The organism is Microbacterium sp. JB110 (assembly GCF_003335195.1).
Taxonomy (GTDB): domain Bacteria; phylum Actinomycetota; class Actinomycetes; order Actinomycetales; family Microbacteriaceae; genus Microbacterium.
Genome location: NZ_QPGM01000005.1, coordinates 252898 through 271511, shown reverse-complemented (window position 1 = coordinate 271511; position 18614 = coordinate 252898). Strand labels below are relative to the sequence as shown.

Below are 18614 nucleotides of genomic sequence, written 5' to 3'. Positions count from 1 at the left end.
GTCAGGCGGGGGTGGTCAGGTCGAGCTCGCCCGTGGCGACGCGGCGCACCGCGTCGATCAGCAGGCGGCGTTCGACGGGTTTGATGCGCTCGTGCAGGCTCGCCTCGGTGTCGTCCGGCAGCACGGGCACTCGCTCCTGGGCGAGGATGGGTCCGGTGTCGACGCCGTTGTCCACGACGATCACACTCGCCCCCGTCGCCGAGGCGCCGGATGCGAGGGCGTCGCGCACCCCGTGCGCACCGGGGAACTCCGGCAGGTAGGCCGGGTGGGTGTTGATGATGCGCGGCCCGAACTCGTCGACGACGGACTCAGGCAGCAGGCGCATCAGGCCGCTGAGCACGATCAGATCGGCGTTCCAGGCGCGCAGCTGCTCGGCGAGCTCCTCGCCCCATTCCTCTCGCGACGAGAACGACGTGTACGGCACGTCGAAGCTCGGGATGCCGAAGTCAGAGGCGTGCCCCAACCCGACGGCCTCGCGGTCGGCACCGATGGCGACGACGTGCGCGGGATAGTCGACCGCGCTGGTCGCCTCCAAGAGGGCCCGCAGGTTGGAACCGCTGCCCGAGATCAGAACGACGACCGAGATCACGCCCTCAGTCTATGCGCTCGTCCCCACCCGCCCGCACCGGGCATCCGGAGCCTCGTGTCACCTGCGCACGGTCTGCGTGTTCGACACCTGCGCTCGAGGGCGGATGATCATGGTGTCGACGTTGACGTGATGGGGGCGCGTCAGCGTGTAGGCGACGGCGTCGGCGATGTCGTCCGCGACGAGCGGCTCGTACCCGTCGTAGACCGCTGCGGCCTTGTCGGCGTCGCCGTCGAAGCGCACCAGCGAGAACTCGGTCTCGACCGCACCTGGTGCGATCTCGATGACCCTGATCGGCTCGCCGCCGAGTTCGAGACGCAGCGTCTTCACCATCTCCCGCTCCGCACGCTTGCTCGCCGTGTAGCCGGCACCTCCCGGGTACTCGCCGTGCGCTGCAGTGGAGGTGATCGTGACGATGTCGCCGCGGCCGGACGCCCGCAGTGCCGGCAGCAGCGCCTGGGTCACGCGCAGCGTGCCCAGCACGTTCAGCTCGTACATCCGGATCCAGTTGTCGACGTCGCCGGTCTCGACCGGCTCGAGGCCGAAGGCGTTGCCCGCATTGTTGACGAGCGCATTGAGTCCGCCTCCCGCGACGATGTGGTCGCGAAGCGCCTCGATGGCGGCCGGATCGGTCTGGTCGGCGACGAACGTGTCGCATCCGGTCTCCGTCGCGAGTGCCTCGAGGCGATCGGCGCGGCGACCGGTGGCGATCACGTCCCAGCCCTCGGCGCGGAGGCGGCGCACGGTCGCCGCCCCGATGCCGCTCGTGGCTCCGGTGACGAGCGCGCGCAGGGGCTGATTCGTCGTGGTGCTCATGGAGGTCCTCTCGATAGCGATGTGAGATGCAGGGGTCAACCCGACGATATCGCTGCAACAGGAACAGGGCGCTGCTCCGTCGCCGTCCGCCGCTGTGCTACGCGTCGAGCTCCTCGGACCGCCGCATGCGGGGGCTGAGCAGGACGATCGCCGCGCCCAGCAGCACCTCGAGGCCGACGGCGAGCGCGACGGGGCCAGCGGACGGGCCGACGTCGACGAGCCGACCTGGCCCCATCGATCCGGATGCCATCACCGCCAGCAGGGCGGCCGTGCCCGCGGTGAGCACCGCAACCGATGCGGCGAGCGCGATGCGCGGCAGGAACGGCTCGGCGTCGTCGCCGAGCATGCCCTCCGCGCGCCACTCCTGTGCCAGCATGCCGCGCAGCGACAGTGCGGCGAGCGCGCCGACGGCGACGGGGGCGAGCATCACCAGCAGCAGGAACGGGGAGCCCTGCTCCGGCAGCAGGCCGAGCAGCGGCAGACTCGGCACGACGCCGAGATCGACGGTCGACGGTGCGACGGCGGTCGCCGTGCCGACAGCGAAACCGGGGCCCGCCACCCAGGAGATCGCCCACACCAGCAGCGTCGGCAGGTAGGCCAGGTGCGCGAACGTGAGGCCGGTCGCTCCGACGGCGTCGACCTGCGCGGCTTCGAACAGCGTGATCATCTCGCCGCCGCGGGTGATCACCGAGGCCAGCAGCGCGAGGCCGCCGAGCCCGATGAGCCCGACGAGAGCGATCGCCGTGCCGCGCACTGCCAGTGCCGGAACGGCGCGCCATGCAGGCGAGAGTGCGTCCACGCGGTCGTGCAGTGCGTCGATCGCGCCGTCGTCGCCGTCGCCCCACGCGGTGGTGACGGCCCCGACGAGCGCGCCGCCGAGATAGAGGGCCGTCGGGAAGAGGATCGCCTGCCATGAGGCGACCGATACGACGGGAGTCCCGGATGTCATCAGCACGACGGTGGCGATGGCGCACGTGACGACAGTGCCGGAGACGACGCCCACGATCCACGCGCCGGCACGAGCCGCACGGCGGCCGGAGCGAGCGGCGAACAGCAGCACGAAGCCGGCCAGCGCGAGGGGCGCCAGCGAGACGACGAAACCGGCAGCGTCCGCCGCCACCCCGGATGAGGCGACGAAGAGGTCGTCGAGGCTCAGGTGCAGGGGCACCAGATTGCCGAGCTGCCAGATGCGGGCGCCCGTCGGCCAGAGCGAGGCCCAGTCCGCGCCCGAGAACGCGGTGAACCAGCCCAGCACGAGGGGAACGAGAACGACGCCGAGGCCGATGACCGCCGCGACGACGGCATCGACCGCGGCGAGAACGGCGACGAGGAGGCGATTCATGATCGGAATCGAGACTACGTCGCCAGACGCTCGCGGCCGCGGCGCGCACGCCGATGGCGGGTGCGGATGTCCTGTGAACCGCCCGTCGCTGCCGGACCGGACGTGCCTGCGCTACGCGGCGAGGCCGAAGTGCGCACTCACGCCACGGCGGGGAGTCTGCTCGCGATCGAGCCACGGCGGCGGCACGAACCACACGTCTCCCCTGACTCCGAGGCCGCGCACCTCGATGCCCCAGCCGTCGTCGTGCACGCGATGATGACATCCGGTGCAGAGCAGAACTCCGTCACTCAGGTCTGTCCTGCCGCGGTCGCGCACCCACCATTCGATGTGATGCACCGAGCACTGCACCGGCGGCGCACCGCAGAACGCGCACCCGCCGTCGCGTTCGGTGAGTGCGAGCTTCTGCGTGCTCGTGAACAGCCGCTTCGCCCTGCCCCAGTCGAGGATCTCGCTCTGCGAGTCGAGCACCGCGGGGATGACCTGCGCGTCGACCGCGATCCTGCGTGCCGCCGCAGCGGAGACCGGCCGATCGAACCCGTCGATCGTCGCCTGTCCTGTGCGGCTCTCGAGCTCGTCGAGCGTCATCCGCACGACGATCGTCGTCGACGGCCCCGTCGCGACATCATCGCAGCTGAGTGCGTGCCTGCAGATATCGACGAGAGCGTCCGCCTGCATCTGCTTGCGCGAACGCTCGTCGACGGCGGGAGCGAGATCGGCGCCGTCGCCGATGTCCGACCCCGGGCCGGTGCGAGGGTCACGCGCTCCGCCCGCGGACGCGCTGCGCCCGTGCGAGACCCCTGGCTCACTCGCGCGGCCTCGCGTCCGCAGCGTGTTCGTCACCATTGCGTCGATGAGCGTCTTCACCGGCGCACCGGACACCGGATCGAGGGAGCCCTTCAGGCTGATCGACCCGTCGCGCTCCTCCCGCACGACCAGGAACCGCTCCTCACGGAGCCGGTCTTCTGCGGGCTCCAGCCCGTCGGGGTCGAGATGTGCCTCGGCACGCATGATCAGCTTGCGCACCTGATCGGGCGTCAGCCCCGGCGCAAGCTCGACCAGTTGCTTCTCCGCTTCGTCGATCGCCTGCCGCGACGCACGCAGCTCGACCGCGTCGAGCATCTTGGAGATGTCGTCGGCCACCGTCACGCCGATTCGCCCCGACGCGAGCGCATCGGCGACGTGCGGGTGCTTGGCCGGAAGCTCTTCGCCGGAGAGCGCCTGCTTCGGCTTCGTCGCCTCACCCACACGAATGAGCTTCAGCGACTCCCCGATGCTCCCGCCGCCCGTCGTCGCGATCAGCGATGCCGGAGTGGTGTACCCCTGCTTCTTAGCCAGGGAATCGCCGCCCAGCTCCCGCCTCGACTGCCGCGCGATCTCGGCGGCGACCGGCGCCTGCGCCGCATCGATCTGCCGGCGAAGCGCACCGTAGGCGGCGCTCACGGCGACGAGCTCAGCGGGACTGAGCACCTCGACCGGTCGCCCACCGCTGGCAGCGCGGAGCGCATCGAGCGCTTCCTCGACTCCTGCCAGCGGGTTCGTGTCCATACATACATTTTACTCGTGTGAATCAGGTTTGTCTAGAACAAATGTTCTAGACACGTTCGATCATTGACCTGGTCAACAGATGTTTAGCTCGCCACTTATTCATCTCGAGAATGAGAACGAATGGGCACGTACTACGCAGATATATACGACACATCGCACGCAGTGCAGCGCATCGAACGAAGGCGTTGTCTGCACCTGCACCACGCATCTGCCCGTGCGCAGGTCCGCTCCTGTTCGCCGCCAGTGACGCGCCATGAGCAGGTTCTGGTGTGGCTGCTCCTGGGCGCTCTGGTGTTCACGGGCACCGTCGTCGGCGGGCTCGCCCTGCTCGTGGTGATCGGAGGCGCTCGTGCCCGCAGGCACCGTCCCCGGCCCGGTCACGCTGGCCAGGGAGTCTCGCGCACGGCTGCGCCGACCTCTCCGTGACGGAAGGCTGGCGCGGGCAGCCTCGACCTCCGGGCTGCCTGGAGCCGTGCGACAGGGGCCTGAGTCGCCGCAGTCCGCTCGAGCACTCGTCGGCACATTCGAGCGGGCCGGCGCCACCTTCGTCAAGATCGGCCAGGTGCTGTCGACGCGGGCCGACCAGCTGCCGCGAGTGCTCACGGACGAGCTCGCCAGACTGCAGAAGGACGTCGCACCGATCGAGGGAACCGCAGTTCGGGAGCTGCTGGCTGACCACTGGGGCCGCTCCCCCGACACGGCCCTGCAGTCGTTCGCGCCGGAGCCTCTGGCTGCGGCTTCGCTCGCCCAGGTGCACGCCGCGGTGCTCTCGGACGGCACCGATGTCGTCGTCAAGGTGCGTCACCCAGGGGCTGCGGCGGATGTGCGGGTCGACTGCGACATCCTGCGCCGCTTCGCCGAGAGTGCTCAGCGTCGGTGGGCGTGTGGGCGCGCGCGATGGACGTCGAGGCGCTGGCAACCGGACTCTCCGGCTCACTGCTCGAGGAGCTCGATCACCGCCGCGAGGCGGACAACACCAGAACCGCTCGCGCGGCGGCCGAGCGGGTCTTGGGTTCTGCTGATCCTCTGAATGTCCGCCGACCGCCCGTATGCACGCGAAAGCCCCCGGCGCCGAAGCACCGGGGGCTGAGGGTCACTGGTTACAGCGACCTCATGATCTCGCGCATCAGCTCGGCGGTCTCGCTCGGCGTCTTGCCGACCTTCACGCCCGCGGCCTCGAGAGCCTCCTTCTTCGCTGCCGCGGTGCCGGCCGAGCCTGACACGATCGCGCCGGCATGGCCCATCGTCTTGCCCTCGGGGGCCGTGAAGCCCGCGACGTAGCCGACGACGGGCTTGGTGACGTTCTTCTTGATGAACTCGGCCGCACGCTCCTCGGCGTCGCCGCCGATCTCACCGATCATCACGATCGCCTTGGTGTCCGGGTCGTTCTCGAACGCCTCGAGCGCGTCGATGTGCGTCGTGCCGATGACCGGGTCGCCGCCGATGCCGATGGCGGTCGAGAAGCCGAAGTCGTTCAGCTCGAACATCATCTGGTAGGTCAGCGTGCCCGACTTCGACACCAGACCGATCGGACCGGACTCGGTGATGTTCGCCGGTGTGATGCCCGCAAGCGCCTCACCTGGCGTGATGACGCCAGGGCAGTTCGGCCCGATGATGCGGGTCTTGTTGCCCTTGCTCTTCGCGTACGCCCACGCCTCCGCGCTGTCGCCGACCGGGATGCCCTCGGTGATGACGACCAGCAGCGGGATCTCGGCGTCGACGGCCTCGATCATCGCGTCCTTCGCGAACTTCGGCGGCACGAAGGCGACGGAGACATCCGCTCCGGTCTTGGAGATGGCCTCGGCGACCGAGCCGAACACCGGCAGCGCGATCTCGCCCTCGTGCGGCTTCTCGTGCGTGACGGTGGTGCCTGCCTTGCGCGCGTTCACGCCGCCGACGATGTTCGTGCCCGCCTTCAGCATCAGCGCGGTGTGCTTGGTGCCCTCGCCGCCCGTGATGCCCTGGACGATGACCTTGGAATCCTTGTTCAGGTAGATCGACATTTCTTTGTCCCTGTTCCGTCTCTTCGTCTCAGGCGTTCGCGAGCTCGGCGGCCTTGTCGGCGCCCTCGTCCATGCCGGCCGCAAGGGTGACGAGCGGGTGGGCGGCCTCAGCGAGGATCGCGCGCCCTTCCTCGACCTGGTTGCCGTCGAGGCGCACGACGATCGGCTTGGTCGCCGTGTCGCCGAGGATCTCGAGGGCCTTCACGATGCCGTCGGCGACGGCGACGCAGCTGGTGATGCCGCCGAACACGTTCACGAACACGCTCTTGACCTGTTCGTCACCGAGGATGACGTCGAGCCCGCTGGCCATGACCTGCGCGTTCGCGCCGCCGCCGATGTCGAGGAAGTTCGCCGGCTTCACGCCGCCGTGGTTCTCGCCGGCATACGCCGTGACGTCGAGGGTCGACATGACAAGACCCGCGCCGTTGCCGATGATGCCGACCTGGCCGTCGAGCTTGACGTAGTTGAGACCGGCCTCCTTGGCCTTGGCCTCGAGCGGGTCGGCTGCACCCTTGTCCTCGAGTTCCTCGTGCTCGGGGTGGCGCACTTCGCTGCCGTTCTCGTCGAGCGACACCTTGCCGTCGAGGGCGATGATGTCGCCGTCGCCTGTGCGCACGAGCGGGTTCACCTCGACGAGGGTCGCGTCTTCGTGCTTGTAGACGTCGTAGAGCTTGACGAAGGCATCGGCGACCTTCGAGATGAGCTCGTCGGGGAAGTTCGCGGCCTTCGCGATCTCGATCGCCTTGGTCCTGTTGATGCCGACCAGCGGGTCGACCTCGATGCGCGCGAGCGCCTCGGGCTTCTCGACCGCGAGCTGCTCGATCTCCACGCCGCCTTCGACGCTCGCCATCGCGAGGTACGAGCGGTTCGCACGATCGAGCAGAACCGAGAAGTAGAACTCCTCGGCGATGTCTGCGCCCTGAGCGACCATGACGCGCGTGACGATGTGGCCCTTGATGTCGAGGCCGAGGATCGCCTTGGCTGCCTCGTATGCCTCATCCGGAGTCTTGGCGACCTTGACACCGCCGGCCTTGCCGCGACCGCCGACCTTGACCTGAGCCTTGACGACCACGACGCCGCCGATCTTCTCGGCTGCTGCCTTCACCTCCTCGGCGGTGTCGGCGACGATGCCGGCGAGCACCGGCACCTCGTACTTCTCGAAAAGGTCCCGAGCCTGGTACTCGTAGAGATCCACGTTGCTTTTCCTTAGGTGGGCGAACGGGTTTGCAGAGGCGTGGAAAACGTCTCGACGTCGAGAAAACTCGACCGGTGCCAGCGTACTACCGGGCCGCGACACTCCCGAATCGGATGCTCGTGCGCATCGGGGGCGCCTCCGGTGTGCCGAACTGTGCTTCCGCCGCACGCGGGCTCGCTCCGGTGTGCGAGAGTGCGGCAACGGCCGGGTTGTGGCGCAATTACGCACACCGGAACCGGCCGCGGCGGGCACGACGAAGCGCGCCGACTCACGAGGAGTCGACGCGCTTCGGATGAGCAGCTGCGGGCTATTCCCGTTGTCGGGCGAGCACGGCGCGCTGCAGCAGCACGAACACCAGCAGGATGCCGCCGGTGATGATCGTGGTGGCCGCAGGCGGGATGCCGCCGTCACGGGTGATCAGCACGTTCATCAGTCCGAGCACGAGAGCGCCGATCACCGAGCCGAGCACGAAGCCCGCACCTCCCGTGAGCAGAGTGCCTCCGATGACGGCAGCGGCGATCGCGTCGAGCTCCCAACCGAGCCCCGTGATGTTCTGAGCGCTGCCGAGGCGCGCCGTGTAGAGCACAGCGGCGAGACCGGCGAGCGAGCCGCTGATCACGTACACCCAGAGCTTCGTCATCGTGACGGGCAGACCCATCAGCTGGGCCGAGTTCTCGGAGCCGCCGATCGCGTACACCGTGCGACCGGTGCGCGTGCGGTGCAGGATGAAGAACGCGATCACGACCACCAGCGCCGCGACGATCACGCTCGGCGTGATGACGAGGTCGTTCACCTTCGGGCCGTCGATGATCTTGATCTTCTCCGACAGCAGCCGGGCCGCCGAGTCGTCGCCGAGACGCACCGGCTCCGTGCTCAGAATCGACGCGAGGCCGCGCCCGAGGAACATCATCGCCAAGGTCGCGATGAACGGCTGCACGTTGAAGAACTGGATCAGAACGCCCGAGATCAGGCCGAATCCCGTGCCGATCAGCACCATCAGGATCATCGCGATCCACGGGTTCCAGCCGGCGTTCATCAGCATCACGCCCGAGACGCTGCTGAAGGCGACCACGGCACCCACCGAGAGATCGATGCCTCCCGTGATGATCACGAAGGTCAGCCCGACGGCGAGCACGATCAGGTGGGAGTTGTTGATCAGCAGGTTCGACAGCGTGCCCGCCTGCAGAATGCTCCCGTAGGCGATCTCGCCGTACACCAGCATGCCGATGAAGATCACGACGGCCGCCGCTGTCGGCAGCGCCTCGACGTGGTGCGACAACCGCTGCATCAGGCCCCGGATGCCCGTGGGCTTCGCCGCAGGCGTCGGCGTCGGGGTGGTCAGGAGAGCACTCATGCTGCGACTGCCTCTCGCTTGGCCGGGCGAGCCGCCCGGCGCTGACGGAACATCTTGCGCACCCGCTCCGACTGCAGCAGCACGAGCGCGACGATGACGATGGCTTTGAAGGCGGGCGATGCCGACGAGGAGACGCCGAGGAAGACGACCGTCTTGTCGAGCGTGGCGATCAGGAGGGCCCCGATCGTCGCGCCCGTGATGTTGAACTTGCCGCCGGCGAGCGAGGTGCCGCCGATGACGACCGCGAGGATCGCGTCGAGCTCGAGCAGGTAGCCGGTGCGTGAGACGTCGACCGTCATCACCGTCGCGGTGGCGAAGATTCCGGCGAATCCTGCGAGCGCGCCGCCGGCGATGTACACCGTCAGCAGCAGCGCGCGACGGTTGATGCCGGCGAGGCGTGCGGCCTTGGCGTCCATGCCGATCGCCTCGATCATCAGCCCGAGCGCAGTGCGGCGAACGACGAGGCCGACGGCGATGACGATCAGCAGCGCGAGCAGGAACACGACGGGAAGGCCCAGCACGTAGCCGTTCGCGAACCAGCGGAACATGTCGTTGTTCGCCGTCGTGTTCTGGCCGCCGGTGATCACCTTCGCCAGTCCGCGACCGGCGAGCATCATCACCAGTGTGCTGATGAACGGCTGCAGACCGACCACCGAGACGAGGAACCCGTTCACCGCGCCGAGCAGACCTGCGACCACGATCGCCAGTCCCAGTGCGAGGAACGCCGATCCTGCCGTGTTCGGCGCGGAGCTGAGGAACTCCATCGCCACCGCTCCGGCGACCGCCATCACGGAGCCGACGGAGAGGTCGATGCCCTTCGTCGCGACCACGAGGCACATCCCGACCGCGATCATCATCACGGGCGCCGCGGAGCGCAGGATGTCGATGAGGTTCCCGACCAGGTGGCCGTTCCCGCTCACCGAGACCGCCAGATACGTCGGGTCGTTGACCACGTTGATCAGCAGCAGGAGCACGATGGCGACGATGCCCCAGACGTACGGCCGCTTCAGGACCTGCTTGAGAGCCTCGAGCGGCCCACGAGCGTTCTCGCTCATGATGCAACCTCCTCGCGAGCGCCTGCGCCCGCGTTCTCATCCGCCGAATGCTCCTCGGCGATGATCGTGACGATGTTCTCGGTGGACATGCCAGGTCCGCCGTCGAGCTCGGCAATCTTACGGTGGTCCTTGAGCACGACGATACGGTCGCTCTGTCGCACGACCTCTTCGAGCTCGGATGAGATGAACACGACGGAGAGCCCCTCGTCGGCGAGCCCTGAGACGTAGTCCATGATCTCGGCCTTCGCACCGATGTCGATGCCGCGCGTCGGCTCGTCGAGGATCAGGACCTCGGGCTCCGTCGCGAGCCAGCGGCCGAGCAGCACCTTCTGCTGGTTTCCGCCTGACAGCAGCCGGATGGGCCGTTCGGGGTCCGTCGGCCGCACGCCGAGCGCAGAGATGTACTTCTCGACGATCTCGTTCTGCTCGCGCCTGGACAGCGGTCTGGCCCAGCCGCGCTTGGCCTGCACTGCGAGAATCATGTTCTCGCGCACGCTGAGGTCGCGGATGATGCCCTCGTCGCGTCGATTCTCGCTCGCGAACGCGATGCGCTTGGCCAGCGCCTTCGCGGGGTTCTTGATCTCGGTCTTGGCGCCGTGCAGGCTGATCGTTCCGGTGTCGTTCCTGTCTGCACCGTAGATGAGCCTGGCCAGCTCCGTGCGACCGGAGCCGAGCAGGCCGGCCAGCCCCACGACCTCGCCACGGCGCAGCTCGATGTCGAGCTCCTCGAGCGCGCCCTTGCGGCTGAGCGATGTCGCCTCGTAGACCGGCACGGTGCCTGTGCGCGGTGCGCGCAGCTCGCCGGCCTCGCTCGCATTCAGCGCGGCGACGTCCTTGCCGATCATCTCGGCGATCAGTTCGGCGCGCGGGAACTCGCTCGTGAGGTGCTCGCCGATGAACTGCCCGTTGCGCAGCACGGTCATCCGGTCGCTGATCGCGTAGACCTGGTCGAGGAAGTGGGAGACGAACAGGATGGCGACGCCCTGGTCGCGCAGCTGCCGGATGATGGCGAACAGCTGCTCGACCTCGGCCGCGTCGAGACTGGATGTCGGCTCATCGAGGATGAGCACCTTGCACTCCTCGACCATGGAGCGGCTGATCGCCACCAGCTGTTGGATGGCCAGCGGCAGGGTCGACAGCGACTGCTTGGTGTTGAGGTGCCCGAGACCCAGCCGTGCGAGCACCTCGTGCGCCGCACGGTGGGTGGCACGCCAGTTCACGCCGAACGCGCCGCGCACCTCGTTTCCCAGCATCACGTTCTCGCCGATGGAGAGGTTCGTGCAGAGGTTGACCTCCTGGTACACCGTCGCGACCCCCGCGCTCTGCGCGTCGGCCGTGCCGCTGAACCGACGGGCCTCACCCGCGACCCGGATCTCGCCCTCGTCGATCTTGTAGACGCCGGTGAGCGCCTTGATCATCGTGGACTTGCCAGCGCCGTTCTCGCCCATCAGCGTGTGCACCTCGCCCGGGTGCAGTCGCAGGCTCACCTCGTCGAGGGCCTTCACCCCGGGGAACGAGATGGAGATGCCCTTCATCTCGACGATCGGACGTGCTTCCGACATCCTGTGTCTCCACATCTGGTCACCGCGGCTGTGCCGCGAAAGCTTGCCGGGTGCGGGGGTCGCGCACGACCCCCGCACCCGGTCGGGAGAGGAGCTCCCGGATCAGAACTTGCGGTCGGGCAGCGCTTCCTCGGCTGCCTCCGCCGAGTCGAACGTCGCGGACTCGACGACGATGCTCGGCTCGACCTCTTCGCCCGCGAGCGTCTTCTCGACCACGTCGAGGGCGATCTCGCCGAACAGCGGGTTGTACTCGGCCACGAACGACAGCTCACCGGCGGCGAGCGCCTTCATGCCGTTCTCCGTCGCGTCGATCGTCGCGATCTTGACGTCCTCGCCCGGGGTCAGGCCGGCCTCGGTGACCGCCTGCGCGGCGCCGATGCCCATCTCGTCGTTCTGCGCGAAGATGAACTGCACGTCGTTGTCGTTCGACTTCAGCACAGTCTCGACGACGCTGCGGCCCTCGTCGGTCGTCCAGTTCGCCGTCTGAGCGCCGATCTTGGTGAAGTCGGAGTTGTCGCCGATCACGGCGTCGAAGCCCTCGTTGCGCTCGTTCACGACCGAGACGCCCGCGGGGCCCTCGAGCGTGAAGTAGTTGGCGCCGTCGGGGAACTCGCCCGCTGCCCACTCGGCGACGGCCGAGGAGACCTCGACGTTGTTCGGCGCGATGCGCGTGACGTACAGGTCGGTGTTGTCTGGTTCGATGCCGCGGTCGAGCAGCACGACAGGGATCTCCGCCTCCTGGGCGTACTCGAGCGAGTCCTCCCAGCCTGTCGCCTCCGTGGCCGAGAGCAGGATCAGGTCGACGCCCTCATCGACGAAGGTCGTGAAGCTGTCGATCTGCGACTTCTGGTCGTTGTTGGTCGCCGGTGCGAACTTCAGCTCGTACCCTGCGTCCTCGGTGAACGTCTCCTGGATGTTGTTCTCGTTCGCCTCGCGCCACGCGCCCTCGGGGCCGACCGCGACGAAGCCGATCGTTGCGGTCCCGCCCTCGCCGTCGCCTGATGCGCCCGCGCCGTCGTCGCCGCCGGAGCAGGCCACGAGACCGATCGAGAGTACGCCGACTGCGGCCAGACCGGCCGTGCGGATGATGTGCGTGCGTGCAGACATGGTTCTCCTCCTTGAGACACCGGAATCGGGCATCCGGTGATGGGTGGGTCCGACTTCGGATCCATTGCTGATTGCAGTGACGCTGGCGCGTCGTTCCGTTTATGTTACCGGGAACAATTTGTTCCGGCAACACGTGTTCGACACGATTGGGCGTGTCTTGTGACTTAAGCCGTAGCGAGCAAGGTCGCGGGTACGTGCCTCGCGAGGCGGACGAGGGAGTCGATGCTTCGCATCGTCGACCGACGACAACGAAGACGAGGCGCGTGCACGCGACCTGCGCAGTAGGCGATTAGTCATGAGACACGCCCAGGTCACGGCGATCAGGGGGCTGAGGAGAACCCCTCTTCTGCGAGGTCGGCGGCGATCATCTCGACGATGGTGTCGACTGTGACGCCCGGCCCGTTGCTCAGCTCTCCGATCTTCTCTCGGTCCTTCAGCACCACGATCCGGTCGCTCAGGCGCACGACCTCCTCGAGCTGCGACGAGATGAACACGACAGCGACGCCCTCCCCCGCCAGGCGCGTCACCCGCTTCTGGATGTCCAGCTTCGCAGCGATGTCGATGCCGCGGGTCGGCTCGTCGAGGATGAGAACGTGCGGCCTGATCGCCAACAGGCGCGCGAGCATGATCTTCTGCTGCGTGCCGCCGGAGAGCTGTTCCACGGGACGATCGAGGTCGTTCATCGGCAGACGGAGCGCTTCGCCCCAGGTCTCGACGATGTCGTGCTGCTCTCCCGACGAGATCGGATGCGTCCAGCCGCGCGTGGCCTGCAGCGCGAGCATCATGTTCTCCCTGCCGGTGAGAGCGCCGATCAGTCCGTCGCTTCGCACATCCTCACTCGACATCGCGATGCCGCGGTGCAGACCCGTCCCTGGTGTGCGCAGGTCGATGCGCTTCCCGTCGAGCCAGATCTCACCGCTGTCCGCGCGCTCGACACCGCTGAGCAGACTGGCCAGCTCCGTGCGGCCCGAGCCGCGCAGCCCCGCGAAGCCGACGATCTCGCCGGGTGAGACCTCCAGATCCGTGTGCTCCATCATGCCGCGACGCCCGAGCGATGCCGCACGCAGCCGCGCCCGTGCCCCGCTGTCGTAGTGGTGGGCGGCACGCTGAGAACGCAGTGCGCGCAGTTCCTCGACGTCGCCGCCGATCATCTTCGAGACGAGGTCGGCGCGGTCGACGTCGTCCGTGCGGTACTCCGCGACGACGCGGCCCTCGCGCAGCACGGTCATCCGGTCGCTGACGGCGAGCACGTGCTCGAGGAAATGCGAGACGAACAGGATCGCCACGCCGCGGTCGCGCAGCCGCCGTACGACGCCGAGCAGTCGCCCCGCCTCCGCTCCGTCCAGACTCGAGGTCGGCTCATCGAGAATCAGCACGCGCGGTTCGAGCACCAGCGCCCTGGCCACCGCGATCAGCTGCTTCACGGCGGGCGAGAGGTGCGAGAGCCGCGTGGCGGGGTCGACGTCGTCGAGCCCGAGCTTGGCGAGCACGTCGAGCGCGCGTTCGCGATTGCGCCGCCAGCTCAGGCCGAGCAGACTCCGCTCCTCGTTGCCGAGCATGATGTTCTCGGTGACGGTGAGGTGGGGAATCAGGTGCGATTCCTGGAACACCGTGGCGATGCCGGAGGCGCGACTGTGCGCAACGCCTGTCGGCGTCCACGGCTCTCCGGCGATGAGCACTCGCCCGGATCGCATCGGATGGGTGCCGGTCAGCGCGCCGATGAGAGTCGACTTGCCCGCCCCGTTCTCGCCCATCACGGCGTGCACCTCACCGCCGCGAAGCGTGAGGTCGACGCCGTCGAGCACGCGGTTCCCCGCGAACTCGACCGTGATCGCCGACATCTCGACGAGAGGTCGCTGCTCGGTCATCGCCGTTCCTCCCGCGGCGCCGCCGTCGACGAGCGGACGACCAGATCGGCGGGAATGCGCGTCACGTGCGGGATCTCGCGCTCCTCGATCGCGGCACGCAGCATGTCGACGGCGGAGACGCCGAGACTGTGGAAGTTCTGGTGCACCGTCGTCAGCGGCGGCAGCACGTGCGCGGCGAGGCTGATGTCGTCGAAGCCGATCACGCTGATGTCGCCAGGCACCGAGAAGCCCCGATCGTGCAGCCCGTGCACGAGGCCGACGGCCATGTCGTCGTTCGCAGCGAAGACCGCGGTGAATTCGGGCAGCTCGCGCAGCCCCTTCGCGTAGTCGTAGGCGAAGTCGGCCGACCAGTCGCCGACCACGATCGGACGCTGCCTGATGCCCCATTCCTTGGCGCGCGCGTGGAAGGCGCGCTCGCGCGCTCGCGCGTCGAGCCAGTCGAGGGGACCTGCCAGATGCAGGATGTCGCGGTGGCCGAGCGAGACGAGGTGGTCCACGGCGAGAACGGTGCCCTGCTGCTGATCGACGGAGATCGTGAGGAACGCCGGGTCCTTGTCGGGTTTGACCACGAGCACGGGAACGCCGATCGGGATCTTCCGGATGGTCGCCAGCGACGACGAGCGGGGGGCGACCACGCACAGCGCGTCGATGCCCTGCGCGGTGAGGTGCTCGATCGCCTCCTGCGGGGTGACCTCGTCGCCGTCGTGCAGCCCGATCGAATTGACCGCGTAGCCGGCCGTGCGCGCGGCGAACTCCACGGAGCGCAGCGTGCTCATCGGCCCGAACGAGACGGCGCTCTCGACGAGCACGCCGATGCGGCGGTTGCGCTGCGTCGCGAGCGCGCGGGCGGCCTGGTTCGGCCGGTAGCCGAGCTCCTCGATCACGTCGAGGACGCGCTTGCGGGTCGCCTCCTTGATGTGCGGGTAGTCGTTCATCACCCGCGAGACGGTCATGTGAGAGACGCCGGCGAGCTGCGCGACCTGCCGAATGTTCGGTTTCTCGGCGCTCGTGCCTGCCACGTGGATCCTCTCTGACGCGTGCCCATCGCACGGTCGTCCCAGATTAGCGACTATCGGCTCGGGGGCTGAGATGTCGGCGCCGCGCGCCCAGAACAGCAGATCGCGCGTTCGCCAACACGGATCCGGCGAGATCGTGTTGGCGAACGCGCATTCTGTTGCCGAATGCGCCCGGTCAGCCGCAGGCGGAGGCCGAGTACGGCGCGACTGCTTCGGCGCTGCCCGCCGTCACGGTCGCCTCGCCCGCGCCGATCTCCGCCTGCCTGGTCGAGAACGCCTTCGTCACGCTCTTGCCCGCGCCGACGGCGACATCCGCTCGCTCGCCGAACGGCGTCGAGATCGTCGCCGCGACGGCGTCCTCACCGGAGTTGGTCACCGTCACGGCCAGCACGTTCTTGCCGACCACGCAGCGCGTCGCGGCCGTCGCCTCCAGTGCGGAGACGTCGCCGATCGCGACCGGCTCGGCCTCCGAGGTCGCCACCAGTGCGTCCCGGTACCCGTCATAGCTCGCACTCACCTGTGCGACGCCATCCGGAACCTCGATCGAGGCCTCGGCATCCGTCAGCGCGACGGTCTCGGTCCATCCGGAGCCGGAGAAGGTCACCGCGCCTGCGACATCGCCGTCGTCGCCTGCGCTGACGCGGGCCGTGACGGTGCGGCCGTCGGCGGCCAGCGTCGTCTCGGAGGTCACTGCCTCGACGTCGCTCCAGCCGTGCATCGCGTCGAGCAGCTGCTGCGGAGCGCTCACGAACGAGCCGTGCCGCGGGCTGTCCGGAAGGCCGTCGGTGCGCGGCTCCCATCCGTCGCGCTGCGAGAGCCGATCGTTCTGAGTGCTCGAAGCGATCGCCTCTCCGCTCGTCACGAAGCCTCGGTAGCCGCCTGCGCTGTAGTTGTCGACGAGGAAGACGTATCCGTCGCCTGATGCCGTGTTGTTCGGGTCGCCCTCGTTGAGCTTGGTGATCTGCGGGCCCTCGCCGTGGTTGCCCGTGACCGGCGTGGTCATCGCGGTGTCCAGCAGCTGCCATGTCTGGTCGGGATCGGCGTTCCAATCCGACTCGCTCGTCGGCGCGGTGAGGACGCTGGAGCGCTCGAGAAAGATGTCCTTGCCCCGCTCCAGGCCGTCGGCGGCTCCGCCGTCCTCGTTCTTCGAGAACCGGTAGTAGTAGTCGCCGATCTTCTCGATCGTCGAGTCGATGCGCGAGTGGCCCGTGTCCTGCCAGGTCGCCGGCGGCGACGAGAAGTTCACGAAATCACGAGTCACGACCGCGAACATGCGTGCATGCAGGTCGCCCGTGGTGTGCTCGACATCGTCGTACAGGCGCGAGGCGAAGAACACCACGTACGACTGCAGCTCGTCGTCCCAGTACGCCTCAGGCGCCCACGTCATGCCGGCCTTCGGCTGGTTGACCGTGATCGCCCCGTTGCCGTCGCCGTTGGTGCGCTCCCAGTTCACCAGGTCGGTCGACTCCCAGAAGTTCACCTTGAGGCTGCCGTTGCTCTGCGCCTCGCCCCATCCGGTGCCGCAGCCGATGCAGAGATCCGTGGCGATCATGTAGTACTTGTCGCCGTCGTGCGAGCGCAGGATGTACGGGTCGCGGTGCCCTGTGGTGTCGGCCGAGTTGTCGACGACGGGCTGACCTCCATTCACCTCGTCGAAGGTGAAGAAGTCGTTCTCGGTGGTCGCCGCGCTGTAGATGCGCTCGTCGCCGTCCGAGCGGAAGTACGCCGCAGCGTAGCCCGCATCCGGCGAGGTGCGCCCGTGCTCTGCGACCTTCACCGCGTACTCGCGGGTCTCGGTCTGTCCGCCGAGCGTCGCGGTGGCCGTGAGCGTCACGTCGATGTCGCCTGCACCGTACTCCGGCCGCGTCACGATGCCGCCGCCTGCATAGGGATCGGGCACACCGACCTCCGGTGCGACGTAGTCGACGTCGGTGCCTGTGACGACATCCGGATCCGACGACTCCCACACGATGTCCGTGCCCTCGGCCGGCCCGGTCACCACGAGCGGGAGGTGCTCCGTCGTGGTGGCCGCCAGCTCGATCGCGTCGAGATCGGTCGACAGCGAGGGGGCGAGCACAGTGACCTCGAAGGTCAGCGTCGCACCTGAGCCGGTCTGCGCGGTGAGCGTCACAGCGGTGTCTGTGTCGATGGAGCGCGACACCGTGCCGTCGAGCGCGATCACCTGCTCGTCGGACGAGGACCACTCCAGGCTCACGCCGTTCAGCTCATCCGACAGCGAGAGCGGCTTCGTCACCCGATCGAGGCCGGTGTTCTCGCCGAGCATCGCCCGCTCGATGTCCAGGCTGAGCAGCCCCTCGTTCGCGCTCTGCTTCTCCTCGGCGGTCGGCTGCGCCGCCCGCAGCTGTTCGACGGTGAGGGCGGAGTCCCAGAACTTCGCGTCGGTGACATCCGCTTCCAGGAGCGGGTCGCCCGAGTACAGCGATCGTCCGAGGTAGCCGAGCACGTCGCCGGATGGCACGATGTCGCTCATCTGATACCCGTGCGTCGCGCTCGAGATCTCCTCGCCGTCGAGGTAGAGCGTGAGCGCGTCGCCCGAGCCCACCATCGTGAGCGTGGCGAAGCCGCTGCCGATGCCGCCGCCGGCGGGCAGTCGCACTTCGCCGTTGCCGTCGCCTGCCTTGACCCGGATGCCGGAGAGCACCTCACCGGCATAGCCGCCCTGACCGCTGACAGGGCTGACGAACACGTGGTTGCCCAGCTCGGTCGTGTTCCAGGCGCCGACGCCGTCGCCGAGCACCCAGCCGAAGTGGTTGCGCGCGGCGTCGGCGGACACGGTGAACTCCACCGTGAACTCGTTGTCGTCGCCTGTGACGAGCCCCTGCGGCAGCGACGCGTAGGCGTCGTCGGCGAAGCGGAGCACGTCGTCGCCATCGGCGTCGACGAAGCTCGCATCCGTCGCACCGATGAGCGTCGCGTCGCGGCCGTTGCCCGACACATCGATGAGCGATGTGCCGCTGTGCGACATGTCGTAGTGGGCGGTCGGCTCCGGTGCGTCGGCGGCCTGCGCGACGGACGTGCCGAGTCCGCCGAGCGGCACCGCCACGGCGCAGGCCAGCACGGCGCCGAGCGCCCGCTGCCTGCGCGGCCGTCGGTGTGCGGGGTGTCGGGTTCTCATGGTCTTGCACTCCCTCGTGTGGGTGGTCC

General features: G+C 68.3%; 15 protein-coding genes. 2 read left to right on the top strand and 13 right to left on the bottom strand.

Features of this window, described 5'->3' with window-relative positions; translation table 11 throughout:
- Position 1 precedes the first annotated feature (1 nt).
- From purN to CIK77_RS11030, 4 genes are all read right to left on the bottom strand, one after another.
- Entirely contained in the window at positions 2-589 is a 588-nt protein-coding gene (purN, locus tag CIK77_RS11045) for a phosphoribosylglycinamide formyltransferase (RefSeq protein ID WP_087053987.1), read from the bottom strand.
- A 57-nt stretch (positions 590-646) separates the two neighbouring features.
- A complete protein-coding gene (locus CIK77_RS11040; protein WP_087053988.1) occupies positions 647-1402 on the bottom strand; it encodes an SDR family oxidoreductase in 756 nt (251 codons plus the stop codon).
- 97 nt (positions 1403-1499) lie between these two features.
- A complete protein-coding gene (locus CIK77_RS11035; protein ID WP_087053989.1) occupies positions 1500-2744 on the bottom strand; it encodes a cell division protein PerM in 1245 nt (414 codons plus the stop codon).
- 111 nt (positions 2745-2855) lie between these two features.
- Entirely contained in the window at positions 2856-4289 is a 1434-nt protein-coding gene (locus tag CIK77_RS11030; RefSeq protein WP_087053990.1) for an HNH endonuclease, read from the bottom strand.
- Between the two features lie 267 nt (positions 4290-4556).
- On the opposite strand from CIK77_RS11030, the gene CIK77_RS17690 reads away from it, so the two are divergent.
- Entirely contained in the window at positions 4557-4715 is a 159-nt protein-coding gene (locus tag CIK77_RS17690; RefSeq protein ID WP_181861411.1) for a hypothetical protein, read from the top strand.
- 46 nt (positions 4716-4761) lie between these two features.
- Complete coding sequence (locus CIK77_RS11025; protein WP_170934046.1) at positions 4762-5319, top strand: AarF/UbiB family protein; 558 nt, start codon at positions 4762-4764, stop codon at positions 5317-5319.
- Positions 5320-5389: 70 nt separating this feature from the next.
- Here CIK77_RS11025 and sucD read toward each other — a convergent pair whose 3' ends face one another.
- The 9 genes from sucD to CIK77_RS10980 form a co-directional block, all read right to left on the bottom strand.
- Positions 5390-6292 (bottom strand): succinate--CoA ligase subunit alpha, encoded by a 903-nt coding sequence (gene sucD, locus CIK77_RS11020; protein WP_087053992.1) that lies wholly within the window; start codon positions 6290-6292, stop codon positions 5390-5392.
- Between the two features lie 28 nt (positions 6293-6320).
- Positions 6321-7487 (bottom strand): ADP-forming succinate--CoA ligase subunit beta, encoded by a 1167-nt coding sequence (gene sucC / locus CIK77_RS11015; protein ID WP_087053993.1) that lies wholly within the window; start codon positions 7485-7487, stop codon positions 6321-6323.
- A 307-nt stretch (positions 7488-7794) separates the two neighbouring features.
- A complete protein-coding gene (locus CIK77_RS11010) occupies positions 7795-8841 on the bottom strand; it encodes an ABC transporter permease (RefSeq protein WP_087053994.1) in 1047 nt (348 codons plus the stop codon).
- On the bottom strand, positions 8838-9896 hold the full coding sequence (locus CIK77_RS11005) for an ABC transporter permease (protein WP_087053995.1): 1059 nt from the start codon (positions 9894-9896) through the stop codon (positions 8838-8840). The genes CIK77_RS11010 and CIK77_RS11005 overlap by 4 nt, the downstream gene beginning before the upstream one ends.
- Complete coding sequence (locus CIK77_RS11000) at positions 9893-11458, bottom strand: sugar ABC transporter ATP-binding protein (RefSeq protein ID WP_087053996.1); 1566 nt, start codon at positions 11456-11458, stop codon at positions 9893-9895. Before CIK77_RS11000 ends, CIK77_RS11005 begins: the two co-directional genes overlap by 4 nt.
- A gap of 102 nt (positions 11459-11560) precedes the next feature.
- Positions 11561-12565 carry an ABC transporter substrate-binding protein gene (locus CIK77_RS10995; protein ID WP_087053997.1) on the bottom strand — a complete coding sequence of 335 codons (1005 nt, stop codon included), beginning with the start codon at positions 12563-12565 and terminating at the stop codon, positions 11561-11563.
- 320 nt (positions 12566-12885) lie between these two features.
- Complete coding sequence (locus tag CIK77_RS10990) at positions 12886-14433, bottom strand: sugar ABC transporter ATP-binding protein (protein ID WP_087053998.1); 1548 nt, start codon at positions 14431-14433, stop codon at positions 12886-12888.
- A complete protein-coding gene (locus tag CIK77_RS10985; RefSeq protein ID WP_087053999.1) occupies positions 14430-15452 on the bottom strand; it encodes a LacI family DNA-binding transcriptional regulator in 1023 nt (340 codons plus the stop codon). The genes CIK77_RS10990 and CIK77_RS10985 overlap by 4 nt, the downstream gene beginning before the upstream one ends.
- 172 nt (positions 15453-15624) lie before the next feature.
- Positions 15625-18585, bottom strand: a complete 2961-nt coding sequence (locus CIK77_RS10980; protein ID WP_087054000.1) for an immunoglobulin-like domain-containing protein — start codon at positions 18583-18585, stop codon at positions 15625-15627.
- Positions 18586-18614: the final 29 nt, after the last annotated feature.